Below are 24,000 nucleotides of genomic sequence, written 5' to 3'. Positions count from 1 at the left end.
CCTGCTAAACCATACATATTTGACTACTGATTTTTATTTAAAAATTCTTGTACTGTATGAACAAGGGGTTGGCATGTTAAACCTAAATCTTCAAGAATTTGGTCTACATTCCCATGTTCGATATAAATATTATCAATACCTAGGCGCTTGACACGATTTGTAAATGAATGATCAGTGAAATAATTAGCAATTTGACTACCCAATCCACCATTAAGCATGCCTTCCTCTACAGTAAGTACTGGAATATTGATTTCACCTAATTGCTTTAATGTAGCCTCATCCATTGGCTTAATGTAGCGTGCATTAATAACACGGGCCTTGATGCCAAGTTTTGATAACTCATCCGCCACTTCCGTGAGTGTTGACACTGTAGGGCCGTAACTAATGAGAGCAATGTCGTCCCCTTCTGTTAGAGTTTCCCATGAGCCAATAGGGATATGACTGCGATTTTCATTAATTTTAACACCTAATCCATTGCCACGAGGATAACGAATTGCGATTGGACCTTGCTCATAATGCATAGCAGTATAAATTAAATCCTTCGCTTCATTTTCATCTTTAGGCATCATAACGGTCATATTTGGAAATTGCGTTAAGAAACCAACATCAAAGATACCTTGATGTGTTTCGCCATCAGCACCAACTAAACCTGAGCGATCAATACCAAAAATAACGTTTAAATTTTGACGATCTACATCATGTAACACTTGATCGTATGCACGTTGCAAGAAAGTTGAATAGATTGCAACGTATGGTTTCATACCTTCCATTGCAAGGCCAGCAGCCATTGTAACCGCATGTTGCTCTGCGATACCAACGTCAAAAAACTGTTCTGGGAGCTCAGATTGGAATTTAGTGAGTTTAGAACCGACTGGCATCGCAGGTGTAATCGCAACAACGCGTCTATCCTTTTTAGCATATGAAAGAATTTCGTCGCTCATCAATTGACTCCATGATGGTCCTACAGGTTGCCCTTTTATTTGCTCACCGGTATCAAGTTTATAAGGTCCAAGGCCATGCCAAGTTCCAATCTTATCGTTTTCGGCTGGATGATAACCTTTACCTTTTTTTGTTACCACATGAATTAATACAGGCTTATTAATCGAGTCGGCAGCTGTCAACGCATTTTCCAACTCTTCAAAATTGTGGCCATCAACAGGTCCGATATAACGAATACCTAATTCCTCGAAAAATGCACCATCTACAACTAAATATTTTAAACTATCTTTAATACGGTCAGCAGATTCACGTAATCGGCTCCCCCCAGGTAATCGACTTAACACGCTTTCTGCATCGATTTTAAGACGATTGTAGCTTTGATTCATTCTAATTCGGCCTAACATATTATGCATTGCACCCACGTTAGGCGCAATGCTCATCTCGTTATCATTTAATATAATCGTCATATTCGTACGATCATGGCCGATATTGTTTAAAGCTTCAAGCGCCATTCCTCCAGTTAGGGCACCGTCACCTATTACAGGGACAATGTGGTTATGCTTACCTAGTATATCTCGTGCTTTAGCCATGCCCATTGCTGCTGATAATGATGTGGAGCTATGCCCGGCTTCCCACACATCATGTTCAGATTCTTTTAATTTTGGAAATCCACATAATCCTTTATATTGTCTTAATGTATTAAAATCATGTCCACGACCCGTTAAAATTTTGTGCGTATAGCTTTGGTGGCCTACGTCCCAAATAATTTTATCTTCGGGGCTATTAAAATGCTTGTGTAAAGCAATCGTCAATTCAACGACACCTAGATTAGCACCGATATGCCCCCCGGTTACAGCACATGTTTGGATTAAAAACTGTCTTATATCGTGACTCAATGATTCAAGCTCACTTACAGAAAGACTTTTTAAAAATGAAGGATCCTGTATATTTCTTACGTCCATTGAAATCACCCTTAATTTTTATGTCATTATGATTATAACATTACATGACTTTTATAGTATAGATTGAAATTAATTCTGTCGCTGATAAAAAAGCGTTAATAATTGCATTAAATCGGTTGTGTTATAGTTTGTGGACAACTGATTTAACAGTGTTTCCGCATTTTGAATATGGTTTTGAAGTTGTACTTCAGCCTCAGCTTGACCTAGTAAAGAAACATATGTGCTTTTATGGTTGGCTTCATCACTACCTACAGGTTTACCTAACTGGTGTGCATCACCATAAACGTCCAAAAGGTCGTCTTTAATTTGAAATATGACGCCAAGATGCTTAGAAAATTGAATTAACTGCTGAGTTACTTCAACTGGGGGTTGTGCGATAATTGTTGCTGCTTCAATTGCAAATACAATAAGTGCCCCCGTTTTATGAGAATGAATTTGTTCCAATTGCTTAAGATCAATCGCTTGATTTTCACTTTGCATATCTAAAACTTGGCCACCCACCATACCTGTATGGCCACTTGCTTTACTAAGGGATTGAATCAATTTCACCTTTTTTTCTGCACTAATGTCTTCATTATTCGTAATCATTTCAAATGCCTTGGTAAGCAATGCATCACCAGCGAGTATTGCGAGCCATTCACCATAAACCGTATGATTTGTCGGTTTACCACGTCTTAAGTCATCATCGTCCATAGCAGGTAAGTCATCGTGTATTAACGAATATGTATGAACCATTTCAAGTCCTAAGGCGACACTAAAGCCACTTTTTAATTGCTTTGGATTTAACATTTGAAGGGTTGCTAGCAAGAGTAGGGGTCTAATACGCTTTCCTCCCGCTTCCAATGAATAACGCATACTTTCTTCTAAACGGGTTTTTAGACTCGTATCGTTAACTGAACGATGCAATACCTCGTTAAATTGGTCTAATAAGTTACTCAGATTTTGGTTCATCACTTTCATCTGCCTCTTCGTCCATAAGTTGTGAAACTTTCTTTTCTGCATTTTTTAAAGTTGTTTCACATGACTTTGATAGTGCTATTCCTTTTTGATACAGTTCTAATGATTTTTCTAAAGAAATCGTATCATTATCTAACTGATTCACAATTGATTCGAGTTCTTGCATCATTTCTTCAAATGAATTATTTTCTGTTGTCATTATTCCACCTTACCTTTTTAATTGTTGCATCTAGCTTCCCATCTTTCATTGTGACTTCAATATTGTCACCTTCGTGAATATCTTGGCTACTTGTGACTACATTATCGTCCTTCATCACAATCGAGTATCCTCTTAACATTGTTTTCGTTGGGCTTAAATTATCAAGCGTAAGCAACTTTTGTTCAAACTGCTGCTTCTTTTGTGTGATGATACGCTGCATTTGCTTATTCAATGCGCTTTTAAAATCTAAAGATTGCTGTTTTTGACGCTGAATATAATCATAAAAATACTTGATGCGAATACGTTGCTGAATGATATGAAGGCGCTGTTTTTCATATTGAAAACGATATTGCATAGACTGATGAAGCATTCGGTCTAAGTCGTCGCGCTTTTGTGTTTGTTGGTCGTACAAAAGCGAAGGTTGCTTAAATTTATAATAAGATTGATATTGATTCAATTGCTGTGTTGCTTGCTTTAAATATTGCTTTATAAAACGATTTAAGTAATGACGACTTTTTGCCAATATCTGCAAAAGCTCTTTTTGATCAGGTGTAGCTAACATAGCTGCTTGAGTCGGTGTAGCAGCCCGTAAATCTGCCACATAATCACTTAATGTGGTATCTGTTTCATGACCTACAGCAGAAATGACAGGTGTTTGGCATGAAAAAATAGCTTTAACCACTTCTTCTTCATTAAAGTTCCATAAATCCTCTATAGAGCCACCGCCACGACCTAAAATGATGACATCAACATCTAAACTATCTGCATATTGCAATTTTTCGATGATATCATTTTTAGCCTGACCCCCTTGTACAAGGGTACTGATTTTAATCTGTTCTGCCAAAGGATAACGGCTATTGAGTGTGTTTTGAATATCACGAATTGCAGCACCAGTGCTTGCGGTTAATATTGCAATTTTTTTCGGATATTTTGGCACTAATTTTTTATGTGATTGATCAAAATAGCCTTCTTTTGTGAGCTTAAGTTTTAACTGTTCGAATTTTTGATATAAGTTACCAACACCGTCAAGTTGCATTTTGTTTACATAGATTTGGTAATTACCACGACGTTCATAAACAGAGACACGTGCTTCAATGAGGACTTGATCGCCTTCTTTAGGTTCAAAATCCAAATGTGCCGCTTGGGCTTTGAACATCATAGCGGCAACAACGCTATCTGCATCTTTAACAGCAAAGTAAAGATGGCCACTGCTATGTCTTTTGAAATTTGAAAGTTCACCTTTGATTAGAACAGATTGGAGATGTGGATCTTGGTCGAATTTGAATTTAATGTATTTTGTTAACGCAGAAATTGTTAAATATTTTTCCATGTTATCACTCAATTTCTTTTGATATGACTTAATACGCCATTGATAAATTTATAATTGTCGTCATCACTAAATTGTTTAGCCAATTCAACAGCCTCGTTAATAATAACTTTTTCTGGTGTGTCACTATGATCAATTTCAAATGTCGCCATTCTTAAAATGATGCGGTCTGATTTTAGTAAACGTGGTATTGTCCAACCATTTAAATGTGGGCTAATCTTTTCATCTAACACATTTTGGTGGTCTTTGACACCAGAAACAAGCCATTTAATGAAGTCAAAATCTAAATCGGGATAGTCATCTTTAATAAAGCTAATGGCTTCATCGATTGTTAGTTCTGTATCTTTCATTTCTAGTTGAAATAATGTTTGAAAAGCTTGACTTCTCGCTTGTTTTCTACTCAATTTATTACGCTCCGTTCTTAAAAAATTAGTGACTATTTTTTAGCCATTTCTATATGTGTAATGTGAACATTAATTTGTTGTGGTGAAAGTGCAGTCATTGTATGAATAGCACTATGAATGGATTCTTGAACTTTCAATGCTGTTTCTGACACTTTAACGCCATATTGTAATGAACAATAGACATCGATAAAAATTTCATTGTCTTTCGTGTCAATTTTGATACCTTTGCTTAAATTTTTGCGTCCAAAACGTTCTAATGTGGAATTTTTCAAGTCAGAAAATACACCATGTACCCCTTTTACTTCTGAAACAGCAATACTAGCAATTAAGGAAATAACTTCGGGAACGATTTCGACTGTACCTAGATTTGGGTTAAAATTTTCAATTGATTTAACCATATGAAATACCTCCATTCAAATTAATCTTCATTATTCATGATATCGTATATCTCTAAAAACTTTGTGCTAAAGAAACCTTCATTAAAAACAGGATGGTTTAACAATCGGATATGAAATGGAATTGTTGTGTCAATACCTAAAACTACAAATTCGTTCAAAGCACGTAAACCAGACATAATGGCTTCTGCTCTAGTAGGTTGATGTACGATAAGTTTCGCAACCATTGAGTCATAGTACGGAGGTATTAAATAATTTGTATAACAAGCAGAGTCGATACGAACGCCAAACCCGCCTGGTGTCAAATATTGTTCGATTTTGCCAGGTGAAGGCATAAAGTTTTTATAAGGGTTTTCTGCATTGATACGGAACTCAATCGCATGCCCATTGATCTTGATATCTTCTTGTTTATAAGGGAGTTGCTCACCCATGGCAACTTTTATTTGTAGTTTCACTAAATCAACACCTGTTACCATTTCTGTAACAGGATGCTCAACTTGGATTCTCGTATTCATTTCCATAAAATAAAACTGGTTTTCATCCAAATCATAAATAAACTCTATGGTACCTGCATTAAAATAATTAACGGCTTTTGCTGCCCTTATTGCAGCATCGCCCATTTCTTTCCTTTTTTCTTCAGTTAAAATTGGTGATGGTGATTCTTCGACTAGCTTCTGCATGCGCCGTTGAATAGTACAATCGCGTTCTCCTAAATGAATCACATTGCCATGTTCATCCCCAATAACTTGTATTTCAATATGTCTGAAGTTCTCGATAAATTTTTCTAAATAAAGACCGCCATTACCAAATGCAGTTTCAGCTTCTTGTTGAGTCATTTTATAGCCATTAATCAATTCATCTTTGTCTCGTGCAATACGTATACCTTTACCGCCACCACCAGCTGTGGCTTTAATAATAACAGGATATCCAATTTTATCTGCAGTTTGAATCGCATCTTCTATTGTATTGACTAATCCTTCACTACCGGGTACGACAGGTACATTTGCGCGCTTCATCTCTTCTTTGGCAATATCTTTAATTCCCATTTTTTGAATAGATTCATAACTTGGCCCAATAAACTTAAGTTGAACCGCTTCACACAATTCAGCAAAATCCCCATTTTCTGCTAAAAAGCCATATCCTGGATGAATTGCATCGCAGCCAGTCGATGTCGCTATCGATAATATGTTAGGTATATTCAAATATGAATCTTTTGATTGCTTAGGTCCTACACAGTAGGCTTCGTCAGCTAGTTGAGTATGTAATGCATCTTTATCGCCTTCTGAATATATCGCTACTGTTTGGATACCTAATTCGTGGCACGCACGAATAATTCGTACTGCAATCTCACCACGGTTTGCAATTAATATTTTTTTCATGTTATTTCACCTTGAATAAGGCTTGGCCATACTCAACCATTTGTCCGTCTTCAACGAGAATTTCGACGATTTCTCCTGAGACTTCGGCTTGAATTTCATTAAACAATTTCATCGCTTCAAGAATGCAGACAGTCGTATCATTAGATACTTGATCTCCAACTTGAACATATGCGCTTTCTTCTGGTGAAGGTGATTTATAGAATGTACCAACCATTGGTGCGTTGATAGTTTGAAGTTGATCATCACTTGAAGTTGCTTGGTTCATATTTTGATCAGGTGTTGATGATACTTGTTCAGTAAATGTATTAGGAGCTCCAACAGGTTGCGTCGGTGCAATTTGTTGAGTGACAATTTCTTTTTCTTTTTTTAGATTAACGATAGTCCCTTTATCTTCTATATTAATTTCAGTTAAGTTAGAGTGATCTAGAATATCGATTAATTCTTTAATCTCTTTAAAATTCATTTTGGTTACTCCCTTATGATTGATTATTTCTACCTTACTATTTTACTTGAGTGAAAGGGGCAATTCAAGAAAAGTCGTAATTCATGTGTTGTCATATCGAAAAACATTAAATCAAAAAAAGACTTGCATCGGATGTATAAAACATGATGCAAGCCCTTTTTATTTAGGTATATGTTAGATATTGAACGATGAATACAATTACGCGCGTGAAACGTAACTTCCATCTGTTGTATTAATCACTAAGACGTCACCTTCGTTAACAAATAATGGTACGTTTAATGAATAACCTGTTTCAACAGTAGCTGATTTTGTTGCTCCTGTCGCAGTATCACCTTTGATACCTGGTTCTGTTTCAGTTACGCGTAGTTCAACAGTTTTTGGAAGTTCTACGCCAATTGTTTCGCCTTCATATGTTTGAATTTGAACATCCATATTAGCAACTAAAAACTTCAATTCATGTTCTAAATATTGTGTTGTAAGTTCTGTTTGTTCAAATGTTTCATTGTCCATAAATACATGGTTGTCTCCATCAGCATATAGATATTGCATACGACGGTTTTCAATCATAGCAGGTTCTACTTTTTCACCAGCACGGAATGTTTTTTCTTGAATTGCACCTGTTCTTAAATTACGTAATTTTGATCTCACAAAAGCAGACCCTTTACCAGGTTTAACATGTTGGAATTCTAAAACTTTCCAAATACCATTATCGACAGAAATGGTTAAACCTGTTTTAAAATCATTTACAGAAATCATTCAGTTTCCTCCTCAGATTCACTCTTCTTATAAAATAATAAGGTCTTTTCGACAATTAGTAAAGCATTGACCGCCATTTTCTGTAATTAAAATGTCATCTTCAATACGAACACCACCAAGACCATTTACATATATACCCGGTTCGATCGTAACACAGTGATTGATTTCAAGAACGGTATCAGATTTTTGAGAAAGCGCTGGTTGCTCATGTACATCTAATCCAATACCATGACCTAATGAATGACCAAAATTGTCGCCGTAGCCCGCATCAGTAATCACTTGACGTGCGATTGAGTCGATTTCTTTACCAGTCATACCTGCTTGAATCGCCTGGATTGCTGTTTCTTGACTTTTTAATACGATGTTATAAATTTTGATCATTTCGTCAGAAGGTTGCCCCACCGCAAATGTTCTCGTAATATCAGAACTGTAGCCTTGGTAGTAAGCTCCAAAATCTAAAGTAATCATATCCCCGGATTCGATTACTTTATCTGATGCGACGCCGTGTGGTAGTGCGCCTCTTTTACCAGAAGCAACGATTGTATCAAATGATGTATCATCTGCACCTAGATGTAACATTTTACTTTCCAAATGTGCTTTTAATTCTTTTTCTGTCATACCTGGTTTTGCCACAGTCAGAATATGTTCGTAAGCTTGGTCAACGATATCCGCTGCCTTTTGAATCAATTTAATTTCGTCCGCATCTTTTACGCGACGAATTTTTTCAATTTCATCTCCTATTGATATTAAATCGTGACGACCTTGATTTAATTTTAAAAAGGCATCATAAGAAACAAGGTGTCCTTCAAAGCCTATATTTTGAAGGTTTAATTCTTGAATTTGTGTGATTACACCAGAATAAAGATCGCTTTCTTGTTTAACAATTTCAAATAATGGTGCCTGTTCAGTTGCTTGATCGATATAGCGAAAATCCGTAATTAAACGGGCTTGATCCTGTGTAATTAATAAGCCGCCGCTTGTTCCAGTAAAGCCAGATAAATAACGTCTATTGAAATCTGTGAGAACAACTAGGCCATCTAAATGTTTTTCTTGTAATAGACTTCTTACTTTATTTATTCTATTTTTCATGATATTTTCCTCCTTGATATTTGTACTTAACTATATGATACCTTAAAATATAAACAAGTATAATGAAAAACTATTAATGTTTAGGAGTTTATTATGAAAAAAAGAATGTTTGCGAGTTTAGGGCTAACGTTGTTACTAGCGGGGTGTGGGAGTCAAAATTTATTGCCTATTGAAGAAAAAAGTACGGATTTGAGTGACAAAAATCATGATTTGAAATTAGAAAATCAAGAACTCAAAAATGAGAATCATAAAAAACAAAAGCAATTAGATGCGTTGAAAAAAGACTCAGAAAATACTGGACAAGCTAAAACAAACAAAAAAATTGCAGATTACTTACAAATATCTTCAAAATATTATAGCTCAGTAACAAAAACAATTAATGACTATCAAGCGATTGATAATCAAATTATGAAGAATAAAAAGGATCAAGATGTTATGGATCAACTTGATGGTGTTATTGAAGCGCATGATGATGCGATTAATCAATACAAAGAGAGCGTGAATGATTTATCGATTGTAAAAAAAGATGATAATGTAAAAAAACAACATAAACAAGTGTTGAAAGTACAAAAAGACATCAAAACAGCCTTAACTGAAATTAAAAAAGGTTATGCAAAAAAAGATTTGACTTCTATTCAAAGAGGACGTCAAAATTTGACAAACATTCAAGTAAAGAATGATAATTTGAAACAAAATTAAAGAGGTGTAAATAGAGATGAGTGCTTTGCAAAAAATCCTATTTGGTATCGTGATTATTATTGCGATAATCGGGTTAGTGTTGAATTTAGATCTTGTTTTATTTGGAATATTTAAATCAATTATCATGCTTATTGTGATGATTGCTGTGATTTATTTGATTTATTTCTTTTTCTTTTTAACGCCCGATCAAAGAAATTATAAATTGAGAGTGTGGAAAAATCGTTATCGACGCCGCAGATAATCCTTTAAGCGAGAAATATTAACTAAGAACAATAAAAAGCATGGCACAGTAATTCGTGTCATGCTTTTTATTCATTGATTTTATTTTCTGTATAAAAATGCTTCCGAGCGATATTTTTCTTCCAACGCTTTTACTTCTTCTTGTTGAGCCTCGGTCAATTCAAGCGGTTGATATTCCAAATCTAAAGCTTTTTTAAAGCCTTCTTTAAAGGCTACTTCCATTTCGGTTAATGATACATGACTATCAGACAAATCATTAATTGCAACCGCTTTTTCTACAAAAGCTTCCTTCATTTTGGCTTTTAATCGATCATTTTTAAAAATAAACATATCAAATAGATCATCGATATCGACATCTTGTAGTATTGAACCGTGTTGTAAGATAACACCTTTTTGACGTGTTTGCGCACTTCCGGCGATTTTTTTACCTTCGACAACAAGTTCATACCAGCTTGGCGCATCGAAACATACCGAACTTCGTGGTTGTTTAAGTTTCTCACGTTCCTCTTTAGAGCGAGGTACTGCAAAATATGCATCAAAACCGAGTGACTTGAAGCCTTCCAATAAACCTTCAGAAATGACGCGGTACGCTTCAGTTACTGTTTTAGGCATATCTGGATGAGACTCAGGAACGATCACACTATATGTTAACTCTTTATCATGTAAGACACCTCTACCTCCAGTTTGTCGTCTTACAAGTCCGTAACCTTTTTCTTTTACTTTGTCGATATCGATTTCTTTTGATAAACGTTGGAAATAACCAATCGACAATGTCGGTGGATTCCACGTGTAAAATCTGATGACGGGGTCGATTTCCCCTCTTGAGACAAAGTTTAATAATGCTTCATCTAATGCCATATTATAATATGGGTCATGGCTCCCTGTATTAATAAAATGCCAAGTTTCTGTCATTTGACTTAAAGCCTCCTATGAACGACTTTGGCATATGTAGTGATTATATAAAAATACTAACATATGTCACAATATAAAAATTTTGATAAATCAGTCTATCAGTCTTATAATAATAATATCGGTATTTTAGGGAGGATGCAAGATGAGTAACATAACATGGATTGTTTTGATTGTGTTGGCTGCCGTCATTATTTGGATGGTAATTAATTATTTGATTAATAAAAAATCTGTTACAGAATTGGATCAAGAAGCTTTTCAGCAAGGCATTCGAAAAGCACAAGTCATTGACCTTCGTGAAAAAGCAGATTATGACTATGGTCATATTAATGGTGCAAGAAACATACCTATGACCATGTTCCGTCAACGCTATCAAGGTTTGCGAAAAGACCAACCGATTTATTTGGTTGATGCCAATGGTATCGCAAGTTATCGTGCGGCAAGAACGTTAAAGAAAAAAGGATATAAAGACTTATACATGCTAAAAGGCGGTTACAAAAAGTGGACTGGCAAAATTAAGTCTAAAAAGTAATTTTTAAAGCTAGAATGCTCCAACTTGACGATGGGGGCTCTAGCTTTATTTTAATGCTCAGATAGGTTGGGCTCATCCTCCCTATGAGCTTGTGTTATATGTCATCGTGTTTAAATGTTACTGTTACTTTAATTGCACGCTTTAACTCAGTTCGATTGCGAATCAAACTGTGTATGCTTCGTATCCTATTGCAGTTAATCAAATCATTATATTCAATCAAAAGAACCCTAGCGTGTGCTGCTTTGCACGTACTAGGGTTATCTTTTTATTTTTCTTCTTTTAAATTCTCAAATTTTAATATAGGTTTACGTGCTGCTGTTGTTTCATCTAACCGGTCGATTATCGTTGTATGTGGCGCTTCTAAAACCTTATCAGGATCTTCTTCTGCTTCTTTAGCAATTTGAATTAAAGCGTCACAGAAATAATCTAACGTTTCTTTAGATTCTGTTTCAGTTGGTTCTATCATCATACCTTCATCAACAATGAGAGGGAAATAAACAGTAGGTGGATGAACACCAAAATCTAAAAGCCGTTTAGCCATATCTAATGTACGCACACCCAATTTTTTCTGTTTTGTACCGCTCAGTACAAATTCATGCTTACAATATTGGTCAAATGGAATGACAAAAGTATCTTTAAGTCTCGCTTTCATATAATTTGCATTAAGCACAGCTGCTTCTGACACTTCTCTCAAACCTTGGTAGCCCATTGAGCGAATATATGTGTAGGCACGTAAATAGATACCAAAATTACCATAAAACGGTTTAACGCGACCAATCGAATGTTTAATTTCATTATCGTATTCAAAACGATCTCCATTTTTAACAACAAGTGGTTTTGGTAAATATTCTCGAAGGGCCTTTTTAACACCAATTGGACCTGAACCTGGTCCACCGCCGCCATGCGGGCCAGTAAATGTTTTGTGTAAATTAAGATGTACAGCATCAAAGCCCATATCACCAGGTCTAACTTTATCCATTATGGCATTTAAATTAGCGCCATCGTAATAAAGCAATCCGCCTGCTTCGTGTACGATGTCTCGAATCTCCATAATATTAGTTTCAAATATTCCTAACGTATTAGGGTTTGTTAACATAATAGCTGCAGTTTTATCGCTGACTAATTCTTTAAGGTGATCTATATCGACTTCACCTTTTTCGTTAGATTTCACAGTGACTGCTTTAAAGCCAGCAAATACGGCTGATGCTGGATTTGTACCATGAGCGGAGTCAGGAACGATGACTTCATCACGCTGTGTGTCACCATTTTGTAAATGGTAGGCTTTGAAAATCATTAAAGCAGTCCACTCACCATGGGCACCTGCAGCGGGTTGTAAAGAAATTTCATCCATGCCGGTAATTTCTTTAAGCTCTTCTTGCAAATTGTAAATAATTTCTAATGAACCTTGAACTTGATTCACATTTTGAAGCGGGTGTGATTCAGCAAAGCCAGGTATGCGTGCGGCTTTTTCATTTACTTTAGGGTTGTATTTCATTGTACAAGAACCTAGTGGATAAAAGCCTGTATCTACACCGAAATTTTTATGAGATAGTTCTGTATAATGGCGAACAAGATCTAATTCTGATACTTCTGGAAATTCCGCCTTATTTTTACGAATGAATTTTGAATCTAGTAACTTTTCCGCGACATTCTCGTTTATCTCTTTTTTAGGTAATGCATAGGCAAAACGCCCTTCTTTTGAACGTTCAAATATTAATGGACTAGATTTACTTACCATTTAAATCACCCGCTTTCTTAACAAATGTATCAATTTCAGCTTTTGTTCTTAGTTCAGTTACAGCGACAAGCATATGATTTTTGTATTGGGGATCAACGACACTTAAGTCGAAGCCACCAATAATACCTTCTTCAAGTAATGATGCGTTTACTTCTTCGATAGGTTTGTTGAATTCAACGACAAATTCATTAAAAGAAGTGTCTTCATTGACTTTAAAACCATTGCTTTTAAACTGAGCTTTAGCATAATTTGCATTTTCAATATTTTGTTCAGCTATGTCATAAATGCCTTGTTTACCTAAAGCGGACATCGCTATTGAGGATGCGAGAGCATTTAAAGCTTGATTTGAACAAATGTTAGATGTAGCTGTTTCACGTCGAATATGTTGCTCGCGCGCCTGTAATGTTAAAACAAAACCGCGGTTACCTTCATCATCTTGTGTTTGACCTACTAAACGTCCAGGTATCTTTCTCATTAATTGCTTCGTTGTCGCAAAATATCCACAGTGAGGTCCGCCGAATTGAGAAGGGATTCCAAACACTTGTGTATCACCAACAACGATATCTGCACCAAATTCTCCTGGTGGCGTTAATAAACCTAATGAAAGTGGATTAGCATAGACAATAAATAAAGCTTTTTTGTCTTTAATAAGCGCTTGAATGGCTTCTAAATCTTCTATTGAACCATAGAAATTAGGATATTGAACAGCAACAGCTGCTGTGTCATCGTCGATTGCTGCTTCAAGTTTTTCTAAATCAGTGATTGTACCTTCTAAATCGACTTCCACAACTTCATATTGCTCACGAATTGCAGAATATGTGTGTAACACTTGTAATGCTTGATAGTGTAAGCCTTTTGAAACCACAATTTTACTTTTTTTAGTTTTTCCCCAAGCTAACAAACACGCTTCAGCAAAGCTTGTCATGCCGTCGTACATCGATGAGTTCGCTACGTCCATACCTGTTAACTCACAAATCATCGTTTGAAACTCAAATATAGCTTGTAGTTCACCTTGTGAAATTTCAGGTTGATAAGGTGTATAAGCAGTGTAGAATTCTGATCTAGAAATCATGGCATCTACCACTGCAGGTGCATAATGGTCATAAACACCCGCGCCAAGGAAACTTGTATGTGTTTCTTTAGTTGTATTCTTATTTGCAATTCGATTTAATCGCTTTAGCAATTGGGTCTCTGGTTCAGCCTCTTCGAGATTTAAATCTCGGTTTAGAAGTATATTTTCAGGAACGTCACTATATAAATCTTGAATTGAGTTTACCCCAATCATTTCTAACATGTCCTTCTCATCTTGTTCAGTTAATGGAATATAACGATGACTCACACGATTCACTCCCTATTTTTCAATTTGATTTTTTTTAACAATTTGCGCTTTTACTTGTTTTTTTCTAACTTGTATAATAATTTCTTTTCCCATTTCAAATTCATCACGTTGAATAATTCCCATGCCAATTGAATGTCCTGTAGAAGGGGACTGAGTTCCAGACGTGACTTCACCTATTTCTTTGCCTTCTAAATTGTAAATGGTATAACCTGTTCGAGGTATCCCTTTTTCAATCATTCGTAAGCCAATTGTACGTCTTGGCGCACCATTTTCTTTTTGTTCTTTGAGTACTGATTTTCCAATAAAATCGGCTTCAATGAGAGGTTTAGCGGCAAATGCAATTCCTCCTTCGTAAGGTGTAATCGTTTCACTTAAGTCTTGCCCATGCAGAGGTAAGCCAGCTTCTAAACGTAAAGTATCACGTGCACCTAAACCACAAGGTACCACATCAAGAGAAAGGAGCTTTTCCCAAATGGTAACAACGTCTGTACTATCGCAATATATTTCGAAACCATCTTCTCCTGTGTAGCCTGATTGAGATAAAATGACTTTTTTATCAAATAATTCTACCTCTTTTTTAAATTCAAACATTTTCATGTCGCTGATATCATCTTGAACCTGTGCTTGGATTAATTGACGTGCGTTTGGACCTTGTACAGCGAGTTGTCCGTAGCTTGATGATACATTTTCAATCTTTGCATCAAAATCTTGACTATGGTCAACAATCCATTGATAGTCTTTTTCTACATTTGCAGCATTAACAATAAGTAAATAACGTTGCGTATTCAATTGATAAATAACTAAATCATCAATTACACCACCGTGTTCATTGCACAATGCTGTATATTGCGCTTTTGAAAGTGTCAGTTGTTCTGTGTCGTTTGAAAGTACATACTGTACTAACTTTGCAGCATCAGGACCCTCGATGATAATTTCCCCCATATGACTCACATCGAATAACCCTACATTAGAACGAACAGCGTTATGCTCTTCTTTAATACTTGAAAATTGAACAGGCATTGCCCAACCACCGAATTCAACTATTTTTGCACCAGCATCAACATAGTGTTGATATAACGGGGTTTGTTTTAAACCTTCAGACATGAAAATACCCTCCTAATTGTTTAATAAAAAAACAGAAGAGTAGTTGAACTACTCCCCTGTTGAAATCCCTTCAGGAATGCGTCACAATATTATCCTTTTGCCTGAGAGATTCGTAATCCAAGTTACTTGCTCCTTCGGCGATGGCCCATGCCATGCTCTCTAATATTGATCGTTCGCAAATATTATGTTTTTAATTTCATTAAGTGTTTCTCGCAATGATATTTTGGATGAAATCTTAATGAATGCGATTTCATTATATCTTGAATTACGACTATAATACAAGCTTTTTAAGGTTTCATGACTTTTTTTGTTTGCATTAGGTCGATGCGCATCATTTTTGATGCGTTCATATAATATTTCAAAGGGGGCGTCTATCCAAACAACAGTTATTTGCTGTTTTTTTAGAAAATTGAATGTTTGATCATCTGATAGAATACCGCCACCTGTGGCTATAATATCATATTTTTCTAGTGCCTGTTTTAAATATTGATATTCATATTTTCTAAATGCTTTTTCACCTTCTAACTCAAAAATTTCTGGAATTGATTGATTCAATTGCGCTTCAATCAAGCTGTCTAAATCAGTAAATGAGCAATTGAGTTCATGTGATAAAATTTTGCCAATTGTGGATTTACCTGCGCCCATGAATCCTATTAGTACGATAGGCATTTTACTAGTTGTCTTCAATCGTTACTCACCTTTTTCTATTGTTTGCCTAATGTGATGTTCATAATCATCAGAAATAGCATCTATTGCTTGTAATTTTAGACTATAAATCATTAAATAAAAAGCATTAAATGAAAAATAAGCAGTAAATATAACGAGTAATAAAGGTAGTGTGAACCCTTTTTTAGAACAGAATTTCTTTTTCGTGAAAACCATTCCTTTCACGGTACTTTATATGCATTAAAATATATTTGTTACTAACTTTTGTGAAAACTACGTTCATAACCTCATTACATAGCGTAATATTTCCTCTATGATTTACAGTTTTAATAATCTTTTGATTTTGAAGATAATAAGTAATTTTAGATTGTTTGTTTTGAATTTCAATCCCCTTTTTTAGTATCAATACATCTTTAATATCAGTGCGGTTCAAATGGTCAGAGATATCTTTAATCATCATTTCTAAATCATAAGTTCTATCATCAAAGAGTGTGTGTTTAAGTTGGCTGAATGTCATGATAAAAAATGGCATGAGCATCATGATTAAGCATTGCGCTAGTAATGCAATCAAACTTTCAATGAGTGTGAATCCCCTTTTTGATATAACAATATTTTTGATGTGACTGTAAATTTTGTATACAAATCCTTTGTTTCTGAGGAATGACTTCATAATTTGCTATTCTTAACCTTTCATGTGGAATATTTTTTCTAACAATTTGGTATAGTGCTCGCTTTAGCTCCAATTGTTCGACTTGATTCCGGTAAGTGGCTAACATTTGTTGATTTAACGGAAGTATTTGATTCGTTAAAACAACTAAGATAGAAATCGCAAAAAGCGCTTCTATTAATAAGTAACCTTTTTTTATTTTAAATATTTGATACGGTACCTCCCTTGTTCAATATGAAAAATCAGAGCAATCGTTTGTCCTTGATATTCAAAATATAGCGTTCCAAACTTTGAAATTTGTCCTTTTTTATCAAATTTAAGATATGGTAGATTAGAACTCGTTTTTAAGTTAAGAGGATTTAATTTAAGCAAGCGTGTTGTTTGAGGATATGAAGTAACTATTTTAATGTCATTGTATTGTTTACGAAAAAGCATCAATATGGACTGATGATGTTTTATCGCCTGTGATTGATAGAAATCAATCTCGCTTGTAAGCTTTTTAATTTCATATTCACATTGTAGATGAGAGAAATCAAATTTTGGATGTGTAATCACAATGGATAGAAAAACTATGATAATTGATAACACAACTAGCATTTCTACAAGTGTATAGCCATCACGACGCAATCGCTTCGCCTGCATTTATAGAAATTGTTTCTCTGGATTTACATTGCTTTTGACTTTCTTTAATATAGCCTTCTCTAACTAAATCATCGATCGTTGCAGGTTTGTGATTGAACTTTAAAGCATAAGCTTCGATTTGACTATCTATCATTTTCAATTGTGCGCTACAGCCTGTTTTCTGAATGTGCTCAGATTGTTTAGCAATGTTAGGAATGATTAAAATTAGTAATACACTAATGATTAATAACACGAGTAACATTTCTATGAGTGTAAAGCCTTTTTTAACTAATAATTTTGTCATTATATTTTTAATCATATCAATATCTCCTATTCTTTTATCGTTTGCATCATTTCAAAAATGGGAAGCATCATGACTAAATAAACACATAATACGAGTAAGCCAATTAAGGTGAACATAATGGGCTGAATCCATTTAATGTGTTGGTGTAAAAAATATTCAATATGGTCAAGTAAAAATATGCTATACATTTGGAGTTCTACATCCAATTTATCTCGCATTTCACCATGTTGAATATAATGAATAAACTGATTTTCAAAACAATTGAGCTGGGTAAATATAGTTGAAAAGGAAACGCCATTTTGAAGTTGATATTGCAAAGTACGACCAATATATGTGAGAAATAAACTTTCTTGTTGATGGATATAAATTTGGACAATGTCATTCAATGTGATGCCATTTTTAAAAAATAAAACGAAATGATTTGTAATGTGATAGGTGTTGTAAAGTTTGTAGTATTTTCTGAGGAATGGGAAGCGGTTAATCCATTGAATTTGCTGACGAACAGTAAGTTGCTTAAAAAAGTGGCGAACTAAAAAGAAAATAGCGGTCAAACAAAGAAGTAGAGTTAATGAAGTGAGTGGGAAGTTTTGGATGAAAGCTTTTATGATTTTTTGTAATAATGAGGCTTCTAACTGCATATTGTCATACATTTGATTAAATTGAGGCATAACGGTGTGGTTCAAAGTCGTGATTAGCGCGAAAAAAATAAAAATAAGTACAATAGGATATTGTATTGTTTTAACAAATTGTTTTTTAAGCTTTCTGTTTTTACTATAAAATTGGTGGCATAATTGCAGTGTTTCTGGGAGAGAACCGTATTTTTCAGCGAAATATAATTGGAGTAATACGGTTTGCGGATAACCTAAAATACGGAAAACTTCATAGCATGAAGCACCTTGATTCAAGGCGTTGATCAATATTGAATGGAATCGTTTGTTTTTGATTTGGAGTTGATCATATATAAACTTCATCGCTTCAGCGAAAGTAAATCCATGCACTAATAGTTGTGATAGGCGTTCCATTATTAATAGATGATTTGAGTTTATATGACGTAATGTTCGCCTATGTTGAATATTTTCGTAATATTTTTTCATCGATCACGCCTTCTTGGTTTAAAGAATGTAACTTATCTACTAAGCTTTCAAATGCTGCAGGTAATTTAAAATTGTTTTTCAAGAAAAATTGAATTTCAGATTGATTCATTGTTTCATAAACAAGTTGTCGGTTATCTTTTTTAGTTGTAATTAAACGTTGGTTAATAATCATATTAATAGATTGTGACAAGTCTTGCTGTGACAGTCCCATTTCTATTAGTCTTAATAATACACCTGAGCAATCATTTGCATGAATTGTGGATAAAACTAAATGACCACTTAAACTCGCTTGAATGACGTCTCTGGCAATATATTTATCTCTTATTTCGCCAATTAGAATGACATCTGGATCGCATCTTAAAATGGCTTTCAAGGAAGAACTATAAGTGATATCTGCTTTTTCATTAACAGAAATTTGTGTAATCCCGTTTACGAGCTGTTCGACCGGGTCCTCAATGGTGATAATATTAAGATTTAATTTTTGCTTTGCATAAACGACCATTTGATACATCAGCGTACTTTTACCTGCACCGGTTGGACCACTAAATAATATGAGGCCCTGCTTTTTTTCCATTGTTGTTTTAATATCTATCACTGAGTCTATATTTGAAGTTTGGAAATATTGGGGTGTTAAGCGTATGACACAACTTTCAGTACCTAAATTAAGTGGTAATGTAGATACGCGGAGATAATATAAATTTTTATACTCATAAATATACCTACCGCTTTGTGCTTTGTGGCGTGTTGTAATATCAAGTCCAGCTTGAAACTTTAAAAGCGTGAGCAATTTTTGATAGGTTTCTTTATTCAATGTGTCATACATGATTAATTGGTCTTTAACTCTTAATTTCACCTCAACTTGTGATTGTGAAGGTATGAAATGAATATCACTTGCTTCACTTTGAATCGCATATTGAATGACATGGTCAAATAATAATTGCATAAAAATCACCTCTTACATCTATACACGTAAGAGGTGTTTAAATTACTTTAAAATTTTTAGCCATGAAGATAAGGATTCATATATTCATTTTCAACAGTCGTGAATGGACCATGCCCCGGATATAATGGCAACGTTTCATCTAAATTAAAAATCTTATCTTGAATTGAATCAACGAGTGTTTCATAGTCACCGCGGTATAAATCTGTTCTACCAATGCCATTATTAAATAAAGTATCTCCAACAACTGCAAATTCATCAAAAACATACGTCAAACTTCCTGGTGAATGTCCAGGTGTATGCAATGCATCAAATTGAAATTGTCCAATTTGATGATGACCCTCTTCAATTGCAGTAGGATTTGCATGGCTTGTGATGATTGGTAATCCATATGCTTGGAATTGAACAGAGCCATTTTTTTCTGGTTCAGAAAGAAAATCAAATTCTTCAGGATGCATATATACTGGCACGTCATATTGTTTTAAAACATCATCTAGTGCTGCAATATGATCAAAATGTGCATGAGTAAGCAAAATTGCTTTCAATTGCTTTTGAGATTGCTGAATACGATTTAATATTTTTTTGGATTCTGAAGATGGGTCGATTAAAATCAATTCGGTATCATTTTCAATAAAATACGTATTTGTACTGACTATCCCTAAAGTCAGGTTGGAAATTTTCATGTTTATCCCTCTCATTTACTGTAAATGTTTTCTCACTGATTCTAATTTATCATTCATCTTTCTATTTTTATCACGACGGTCATCGATTCTAATATTAGTGCAAACACGATCTAAACCTTTATCAAATGGTAGTTCATGAATGGCTTGAACAACTTCAAATAAATCAGATAGCTCGCCTTCAATCAATGTGTTCATGGGTGTTAATTGATAGTCGATCTTACCTTCTTGTTTGAATGCCTCTAATTTTGTTTGGATTTCAGCGATATATTTACTTACACTTGGTCCTTCAGTTCCAACAGGGATTACTACGACATCTACTATAGCCATTTAAACGCGCTCCTTTTCTATAATATAAGTTTTTATTAAACCAGCTGCACCGACAATACCAGCATCATTGCCGAGTTCTGCACGTACAATTTCTGTACCCTCTTGTGAAGGTGTAAATGCAAGATGATGATATTCTGTTTTAATATTTTCAATTAAAATATCTCCTGCATCCGACATACCACCGCCAAGAATAATATATTTCGGATTTGTCGTAACACTGATAATACTTGCTAAATAAGCAATGTATTGTGCAACACGTTCGGTAATAAATATACAAAATTGATCACCTGCTTTAGCAGCATCAAAAACTGCTTTAGCGGTGACTTTATTATCTTTAATCAATTGTAGAATTGATGATTTAAATGTCAATTTAGGATAATAGAAATTGACTAAATTAACGACGCCCGTAGCTGAAGCAACGGTTTCGATACAACCCGATTTACCACAGTTGCACTGGAAACGTTGGTCATGATCCACTCTGATATGTCCAAGTTCGGCACCTGAGCCATTATGGCCATGTACAATCTCGCCGTTTGAAATAATACCGCCGCCGAGTCCAGTACCTAATGTTATCGCAACAACATCGTCAGCATCTTTGCCCGCACCACTATGTTTTTCTCCTAATGCTGCAACATTGGCATCATTGTCGACATAGACCGGGAATGAAACCCACTCTTGCATGATCTCTGAAACATTGACACGGTCAGGCCAGTTAAGGTTGACTGCACCATTCACAATCCCAGATTTAAACATAACTGGACCGGGAACGCCTATTCCTAATCCAAGAACGTCATTCATTTCAAAGTTATATTTATCCATTTGGTTTACAAAAGCATCATATATTTGTCGTAATAAAACACGACCAGTAGGATCAGACGTATCGGTTTCAATCGACCATTTCGAAAGTTGTTCTAGATTATCATTAAAAATCCCAAGTTTACAAGTCGTACCGCCAATATCTGCTGCTAAAATCAAATGTTTACTCATCTCTGTTCATCCTTCTTTGGTTAATTAATAATTTAGATTGGAGAAATTCTTCTCTAGTTATTAATTTGTGTCGATATAACGTCTGAATTTCTTGTTCAATCATTTCTAGCATATCATCTTTATTATCAAAATAAATGATAAAACCATATTTTTTAAGTAATTGAAGTACATCATAAAATGTATTAAGTTGTGTCTGCATGTTAATCATCCAGTTCTTTTTTTAAATTGATATAATCCTTATTTTTAGGATCATTTTTTAGTACTTGTGATAAATATTTTTTTGCCTTTTTATTATCACCTAATGACCGGTTTGCTATGGCTAATTCATAATTGAGTGGTGTTGAATTTGGAAAGAGCTTGACACCGTGTTCCCATTCAGCCATAGCCTCGGCTTTTGAATATTGTGTTGCAATAATTAGGCCGGATAAATAATATGTCATGTCGTCTGCATAGCCATTATGGTAAGTCTGCTTAACCATATCTTTAGCTTCACTAAAATGATTGCTATACATCTCATCTTGAATGATTTGATTATAAATATTGATATCCGGTGTTGTATATATTTTCACGAGCATACCAATGGTAATCACAATTGTGAATGCGACTAAAATGTAAAAGTATTTTCGCATTGCTACAAATAAATAACCTAAATAAGTAATAAGTCCCCCACCTATTAATCCGCCTAAATGAGCGACCACGTTAACATTTTGAATGAGCAATGTAATTCCCGTCATAATGAGTACAGCAAGAATCATTTGTAACATCATTTTTCGTTCAAAACGTTTGCTGATAATCATCAATGCAAGTAATGCGCCAATTAATCCAAAAATAGCCCCACTCGCTCCTAATGAAAATCCCTTTGTAATAAACGATAACGATAATAAGTTGCCAAAAATTCCTGAGAAAAAGTAGATACCAAGCATTTTAAGTGATCCGACAAAGGATTCTACTAATTTCCCAAATATATAGAGTGACAACATATTAAAGAGTAAATGTTGAAAATCAATATGTAAAAATATCGAAGACAACAGTCGGTACCATTCTCCATGGACAACATTAAAATGGCTTAATGCGCCTAAGTTAATAATTTCATAATCTGTATGATGAGGTGTAAAAAAAGTTACGATAAGCCAAATAAGTACATTTATAAAAATCAAAACGTAAGTTACCGGAGTAAAACGATACATTGCACGTTCGATAATATTTGGATTCAATACACGCTTTTTGTACTCTTTTTCTGTTTTATTATCTTTATGTTTCAAATTTCTTTTGATTAGAAAGTGGTCACTCATTTGATCAAATGCTTTGATTGAATCAATACAATGAAAGCGAACCCGAACAGGTTGATGTACATTGAATTGAGTGGGATTAAACGATTTCTCCGTCATTACATATACATCATAACGATTGGCATTATAACCTATGAAGTTTGTGATATCATCATGATGTGAAATGAGGCGCTCTTTATCAAATTCTAATTCTTGGGTTGTAAAATGACCTTGTTTAAATATAATAATATGATTTTGTTTTTTATTGCCAAGCCAAATCTCGCCTTTATCTTGATCAAAGTGTATACATTCGTAGTTTAAGTATTTTATCCATAAAAAGCTTGCTTTCCATAAGTGCTTTTCTTCAAACATATAAATCCTCCAGTTATTTATGTTTCTGCGATGATTAATTCAGATACCGGGTAATCATGAGGCTCAACGGTCATCAAGTCTGTCATTTGTATATCATAAACGAGACTTAGATTCACTGGCTGATATTCTGACAAAAATCGATCAAAATAACCCCCGCCATAGCCAATACGATAACCATTTTGATTAAAAACAACTCCTGGTACAATTACCAAATCTAATGAATGATTGATAGGTGTTTGATGTTTAACATATCGGATCCCTCTCTCATCCATATCAACTTGATTTAAGTCAAACAGCTGTTGAAATACCATCTTTTTTTGTTGATAGTCAGTAGAAGGTACAAAAACTAATTTATCGTTTTGTAATGCATGTAAAATAATCGGGTCTGTATTGATTTCATGAGGCATGGACATTACAATACCGATACGATTGGCATGTTGATACTTTGGATGTGCAATTAATTGTTGAAATAGCCATTCGTCAGCTACCCATTTTTGCTGGGGTGAGAGTGATTTCATCTTATTTAAAGTTTCTAACCTCAATGATTTTTTGTTCAATTAACATCACTCCCCTTTTGTCACTATTATATCGTGCTTGTTAACTGGTGTCATGGAAATATCATTATATGACAATTGAATAA

29 protein-coding genes and 1 riboswitch are annotated in these 24,000 nt (G+C 34.7%); of the genes, 3 read left to right on the top strand and 26 right to left on the bottom strand.

What is annotated here, in order from left to right; all coding sequences use genetic code 11:
- Positions 1 to 23: 23 nt before the first annotated feature.
- The 10 genes from dxs to KM149_RS06300 form a co-directional block, all read right to left on the bottom strand.
- Positions 24 to 1,901, bottom strand: a complete 1,878-nt coding sequence (gene dxs, locus KM149_RS06345; RefSeq protein ID WP_050330829.1) for a 1-deoxy-D-xylulose-5-phosphate synthase — start codon at positions 1,899 to 1,901, stop codon at positions 24 to 26.
- Between the two features lie 69 nt (positions 1,902 to 1,970).
- A complete protein-coding gene (locus KM149_RS06340; RefSeq protein ID WP_182280406.1) occupies positions 1,971 to 2,852 on the bottom strand; it encodes a polyprenyl synthetase family protein in 882 nt (293 codons plus the stop codon).
- Positions 2,833 to 3,057 (bottom strand): exodeoxyribonuclease VII small subunit, encoded by a 225-nt coding sequence (locus KM149_RS06335; protein ID WP_016425152.1) that lies wholly within the window; start codon positions 3,055 to 3,057, stop codon positions 2,833 to 2,835. Before KM149_RS06335 ends, KM149_RS06340 begins: the two co-directional genes overlap by 20 nt.
- Positions 3,041 to 4,387 (bottom strand): exodeoxyribonuclease VII large subunit, encoded by a 1,347-nt coding sequence (xseA, locus tag KM149_RS06330; RefSeq protein WP_165545496.1) that lies wholly within the window; start codon positions 4,385 to 4,387, stop codon positions 3,041 to 3,043. Before xseA ends, KM149_RS06335 begins: the two co-directional genes overlap by 17 nt.
- Before the next feature lie 8 nt (positions 4,388 to 4,395).
- The gene (nusB, locus tag KM149_RS06325; protein WP_050330826.1) at positions 4,396 to 4,788 is read right to left on the bottom strand and encodes a transcription antitermination factor NusB; all 393 of its coding nucleotides are present in this window, start codon (positions 4,786 to 4,788) and stop codon (positions 4,396 to 4,398) included.
- Positions 4,789 to 4,820: 32 nt separating this feature from the next.
- Complete coding sequence (locus KM149_RS06320) at positions 4,821 to 5,186, bottom strand: Asp23/Gls24 family envelope stress response protein (protein ID WP_050330825.1); 366 nt, start codon at positions 5,184 to 5,186, stop codon at positions 4,821 to 4,823.
- 20 nt (positions 5,187 to 5,206) lie between these two features.
- On the bottom strand, positions 5,207 to 6,562 hold the full coding sequence (gene accC / locus KM149_RS06315) for an acetyl-CoA carboxylase biotin carboxylase subunit (RefSeq protein WP_050345583.1): 1,356 nt from the start codon (positions 6,560 to 6,562) through the stop codon (positions 5,207 to 5,209).
- Position 6,563: 1 nt separating this feature from the next.
- Positions 6,564 to 7,025, bottom strand: coding sequence for an acetyl-CoA carboxylase biotin carboxyl carrier protein (gene accB, locus KM149_RS06310; RefSeq protein ID WP_050330823.1), 462 nt, complete (start codon positions 7,023 to 7,025; stop codon positions 6,564 to 6,566).
- Positions 7,026 to 7,223: 198 nt separating this feature from the next.
- Entirely contained in the window at positions 7,224 to 7,781 is a 558-nt protein-coding gene (gene efp, locus KM149_RS06305; RefSeq protein WP_016425158.1) for an elongation factor P, read from the bottom strand.
- A gap of 27 nt (positions 7,782 to 7,808) precedes the next feature.
- A complete protein-coding gene (locus tag KM149_RS06300) occupies positions 7,809 to 8,870 on the bottom strand; it encodes a M24 family metallopeptidase (RefSeq protein WP_214969879.1) in 1,062 nt (353 codons plus the stop codon).
- 93 nt (positions 8,871 to 8,963) lie between these two features.
- Between KM149_RS06300 and KM149_RS06295 the strand changes: the two genes are divergently transcribed.
- A complete protein-coding gene (locus KM149_RS06295; protein WP_214969891.1) occupies positions 8,964 to 9,569 on the top strand; it encodes a hypothetical protein in 606 nt (201 codons plus the stop codon).
- A gap of 25 nt (positions 9,570 to 9,594) precedes the next feature.
- A complete protein-coding gene (locus KM149_RS06290; RefSeq protein ID WP_037559273.1) occupies positions 9,595 to 9,810 on the top strand; it encodes an SA1362 family protein in 216 nt (71 codons plus the stop codon).
- Between the two features lie 80 nt (positions 9,811 to 9,890).
- On the opposite strand, the gene KM149_RS06285 is transcribed toward KM149_RS06290, so the two are convergent.
- Complete coding sequence (locus KM149_RS06285) at positions 9,891 to 10,721, bottom strand: lipoate--protein ligase family protein (RefSeq protein ID WP_060829864.1); 831 nt, start codon at positions 10,719 to 10,721, stop codon at positions 9,891 to 9,893.
- Positions 10,722 to 10,917: 196 nt separating this feature from the next.
- Between KM149_RS06285 and KM149_RS06280 the strand changes: the two genes are divergently transcribed.
- Positions 10,918 to 11,250 (top strand): rhodanese-like domain-containing protein, encoded by a 333-nt coding sequence (locus KM149_RS06280; RefSeq protein ID WP_371317743.1) that lies wholly within the window; start codon positions 10,918 to 10,920, stop codon positions 11,248 to 11,250.
- A gap of 265 nt (positions 11,251 to 11,515) precedes the next feature.
- On the opposite strand, the gene gcvPB is transcribed toward KM149_RS06280, so the two are convergent.
- The 15 genes from gcvPB to KM149_RS06205 all read right to left on the bottom strand — a co-directional run bounded on the left by gcvPB (position 11,516) and on the right by KM149_RS06205 (position 23,917).
- A complete protein-coding gene (gene gcvPB, locus KM149_RS06275) occupies positions 11,516 to 12,988 on the bottom strand; it encodes an aminomethyl-transferring glycine dehydrogenase subunit GcvPB (protein WP_214969897.1) in 1,473 nt (490 codons plus the stop codon).
- Positions 12,978 to 14,327, bottom strand: coding sequence for an aminomethyl-transferring glycine dehydrogenase subunit GcvPA (gene gcvPA, locus KM149_RS06270; protein WP_060829863.1), 1,350 nt, complete (start codon positions 14,325 to 14,327; stop codon positions 12,978 to 12,980). The genes gcvPB and gcvPA overlap by 11 nt, the downstream gene beginning before the upstream one ends.
- Positions 14,328 to 14,339: 12 nt before the next feature.
- On the bottom strand, positions 14,340 to 15,431 hold the full coding sequence (gcvT, locus tag KM149_RS06265) for a glycine cleavage system aminomethyltransferase GcvT (RefSeq protein WP_103356230.1): 1,092 nt from the start codon (positions 15,429 to 15,431) through the stop codon (positions 14,340 to 14,342).
- A 79-nt stretch (positions 15,432 to 15,510) separates the two neighbouring features.
- Positions 15,511 to 15,604: riboswitch (glycine riboswitch) on the bottom strand.
- Positions 15,591 to 16,118 (bottom strand): shikimate kinase, encoded by a 528-nt coding sequence (locus KM149_RS06260; RefSeq protein WP_231909480.1) that lies wholly within the window; start codon positions 16,116 to 16,118, stop codon positions 15,591 to 15,593. (Overlaps the previous riboswitch by 14 nt.)
- A 163-nt stretch (positions 16,119 to 16,281) precedes the next feature.
- A complete protein-coding gene (locus KM149_RS06255) occupies positions 16,282 to 16,767 on the bottom strand; it encodes a prepilin-type N-terminal cleavage/methylation domain-containing protein (protein ID WP_082165724.1) in 486 nt (161 codons plus the stop codon).
- A gap of 192 nt (positions 16,768 to 16,959) precedes the next feature.
- Positions 16,960 to 17,406: a competence type IV pilus minor pilin ComGD gene (gene comGD / locus KM149_RS06250; RefSeq protein WP_103356232.1), complete on the bottom strand. Its 447-nt coding sequence runs from the start codon at positions 17,404 to 17,406 to the stop codon at positions 16,960 to 16,962.
- The gene (comGC, locus tag KM149_RS06245; RefSeq protein ID WP_241415187.1) at positions 17,381 to 17,704 is read right to left on the bottom strand and encodes a competence type IV pilus major pilin ComGC; all 324 of its coding nucleotides are present in this window, start codon (positions 17,702 to 17,704) and stop codon (positions 17,381 to 17,383) included. The genes comGD and comGC overlap by 26 nt, the downstream gene beginning before the upstream one ends.
- Positions 17,705 to 17,715: 11 nt before the next feature.
- The gene (gene comGB / locus KM149_RS06240; RefSeq protein WP_165545500.1) at positions 17,716 to 18,783 is read right to left on the bottom strand and encodes a competence type IV pilus assembly protein ComGB; all 1,068 of its coding nucleotides are present in this window, start codon (positions 18,781 to 18,783) and stop codon (positions 17,716 to 17,718) included.
- A complete protein-coding gene (gene comGA / locus KM149_RS06235; protein ID WP_214969903.1) occupies positions 18,752 to 19,726 on the bottom strand; it encodes a competence type IV pilus ATPase ComGA in 975 nt (324 codons plus the stop codon). Before comGA ends, comGB begins: the two co-directional genes overlap by 32 nt.
- Before the next feature lie 56 nt (positions 19,727 to 19,782).
- Positions 19,783 to 20,406, bottom strand: a complete 624-nt coding sequence (locus KM149_RS06230; protein ID WP_165545502.1) for an MBL fold metallo-hydrolase — start codon at positions 20,404 to 20,406, stop codon at positions 19,783 to 19,785.
- A 15-nt stretch (positions 20,407 to 20,421) separates the two neighbouring features.
- The gene (locus KM149_RS06225; RefSeq protein ID WP_050330811.1) at positions 20,422 to 20,733 is read right to left on the bottom strand and encodes an MTH1187 family thiamine-binding protein; all 312 of its coding nucleotides are present in this window, start codon (positions 20,731 to 20,733) and stop codon (positions 20,422 to 20,424) included.
- Positions 20,734 to 21,720, bottom strand: a complete 987-nt coding sequence (locus KM149_RS06220) for an ROK family glucokinase (protein WP_050330810.1) — start codon at positions 21,718 to 21,720, stop codon at positions 20,734 to 20,736.
- The gene (locus KM149_RS06215; RefSeq protein WP_214969906.1) at positions 21,713 to 21,919 is read right to left on the bottom strand and encodes a YqgQ family protein; all 207 of its coding nucleotides are present in this window, start codon (positions 21,917 to 21,919) and stop codon (positions 21,713 to 21,715) included. Before KM149_RS06215 ends, KM149_RS06220 begins: the two co-directional genes overlap by 8 nt.
- Position 21,920: 1 nt before the next feature.
- Positions 21,921 to 23,360 carry a rhomboid family intramembrane serine protease gene (locus KM149_RS06210; RefSeq protein WP_214969922.1) on the bottom strand — a complete coding sequence of 480 codons (1,440 nt, stop codon included), beginning with the start codon at positions 23,358 to 23,360 and terminating at the stop codon, positions 21,921 to 21,923.
- Positions 23,361 to 23,377: 17 nt separating this feature from the next.
- Entirely contained in the window at positions 23,378 to 23,917 is a 540-nt protein-coding gene (locus KM149_RS06205) for a 5-formyltetrahydrofolate cyclo-ligase (protein ID WP_214969926.1), read from the bottom strand.
- Positions 23,918 to 24,000 lie beyond the last annotated feature (83 nt).

This window comes from Staphylococcus coagulans, assembly GCF_022557135.1.
Taxonomy (GTDB): domain Bacteria; phylum Bacillota; class Bacilli; order Staphylococcales; family Staphylococcaceae; genus Staphylococcus; species Staphylococcus coagulans.
Note: the sequence above shows the minus strand (reverse complement) of the source record. Positions and strands in the feature narration are given on the sequence as shown.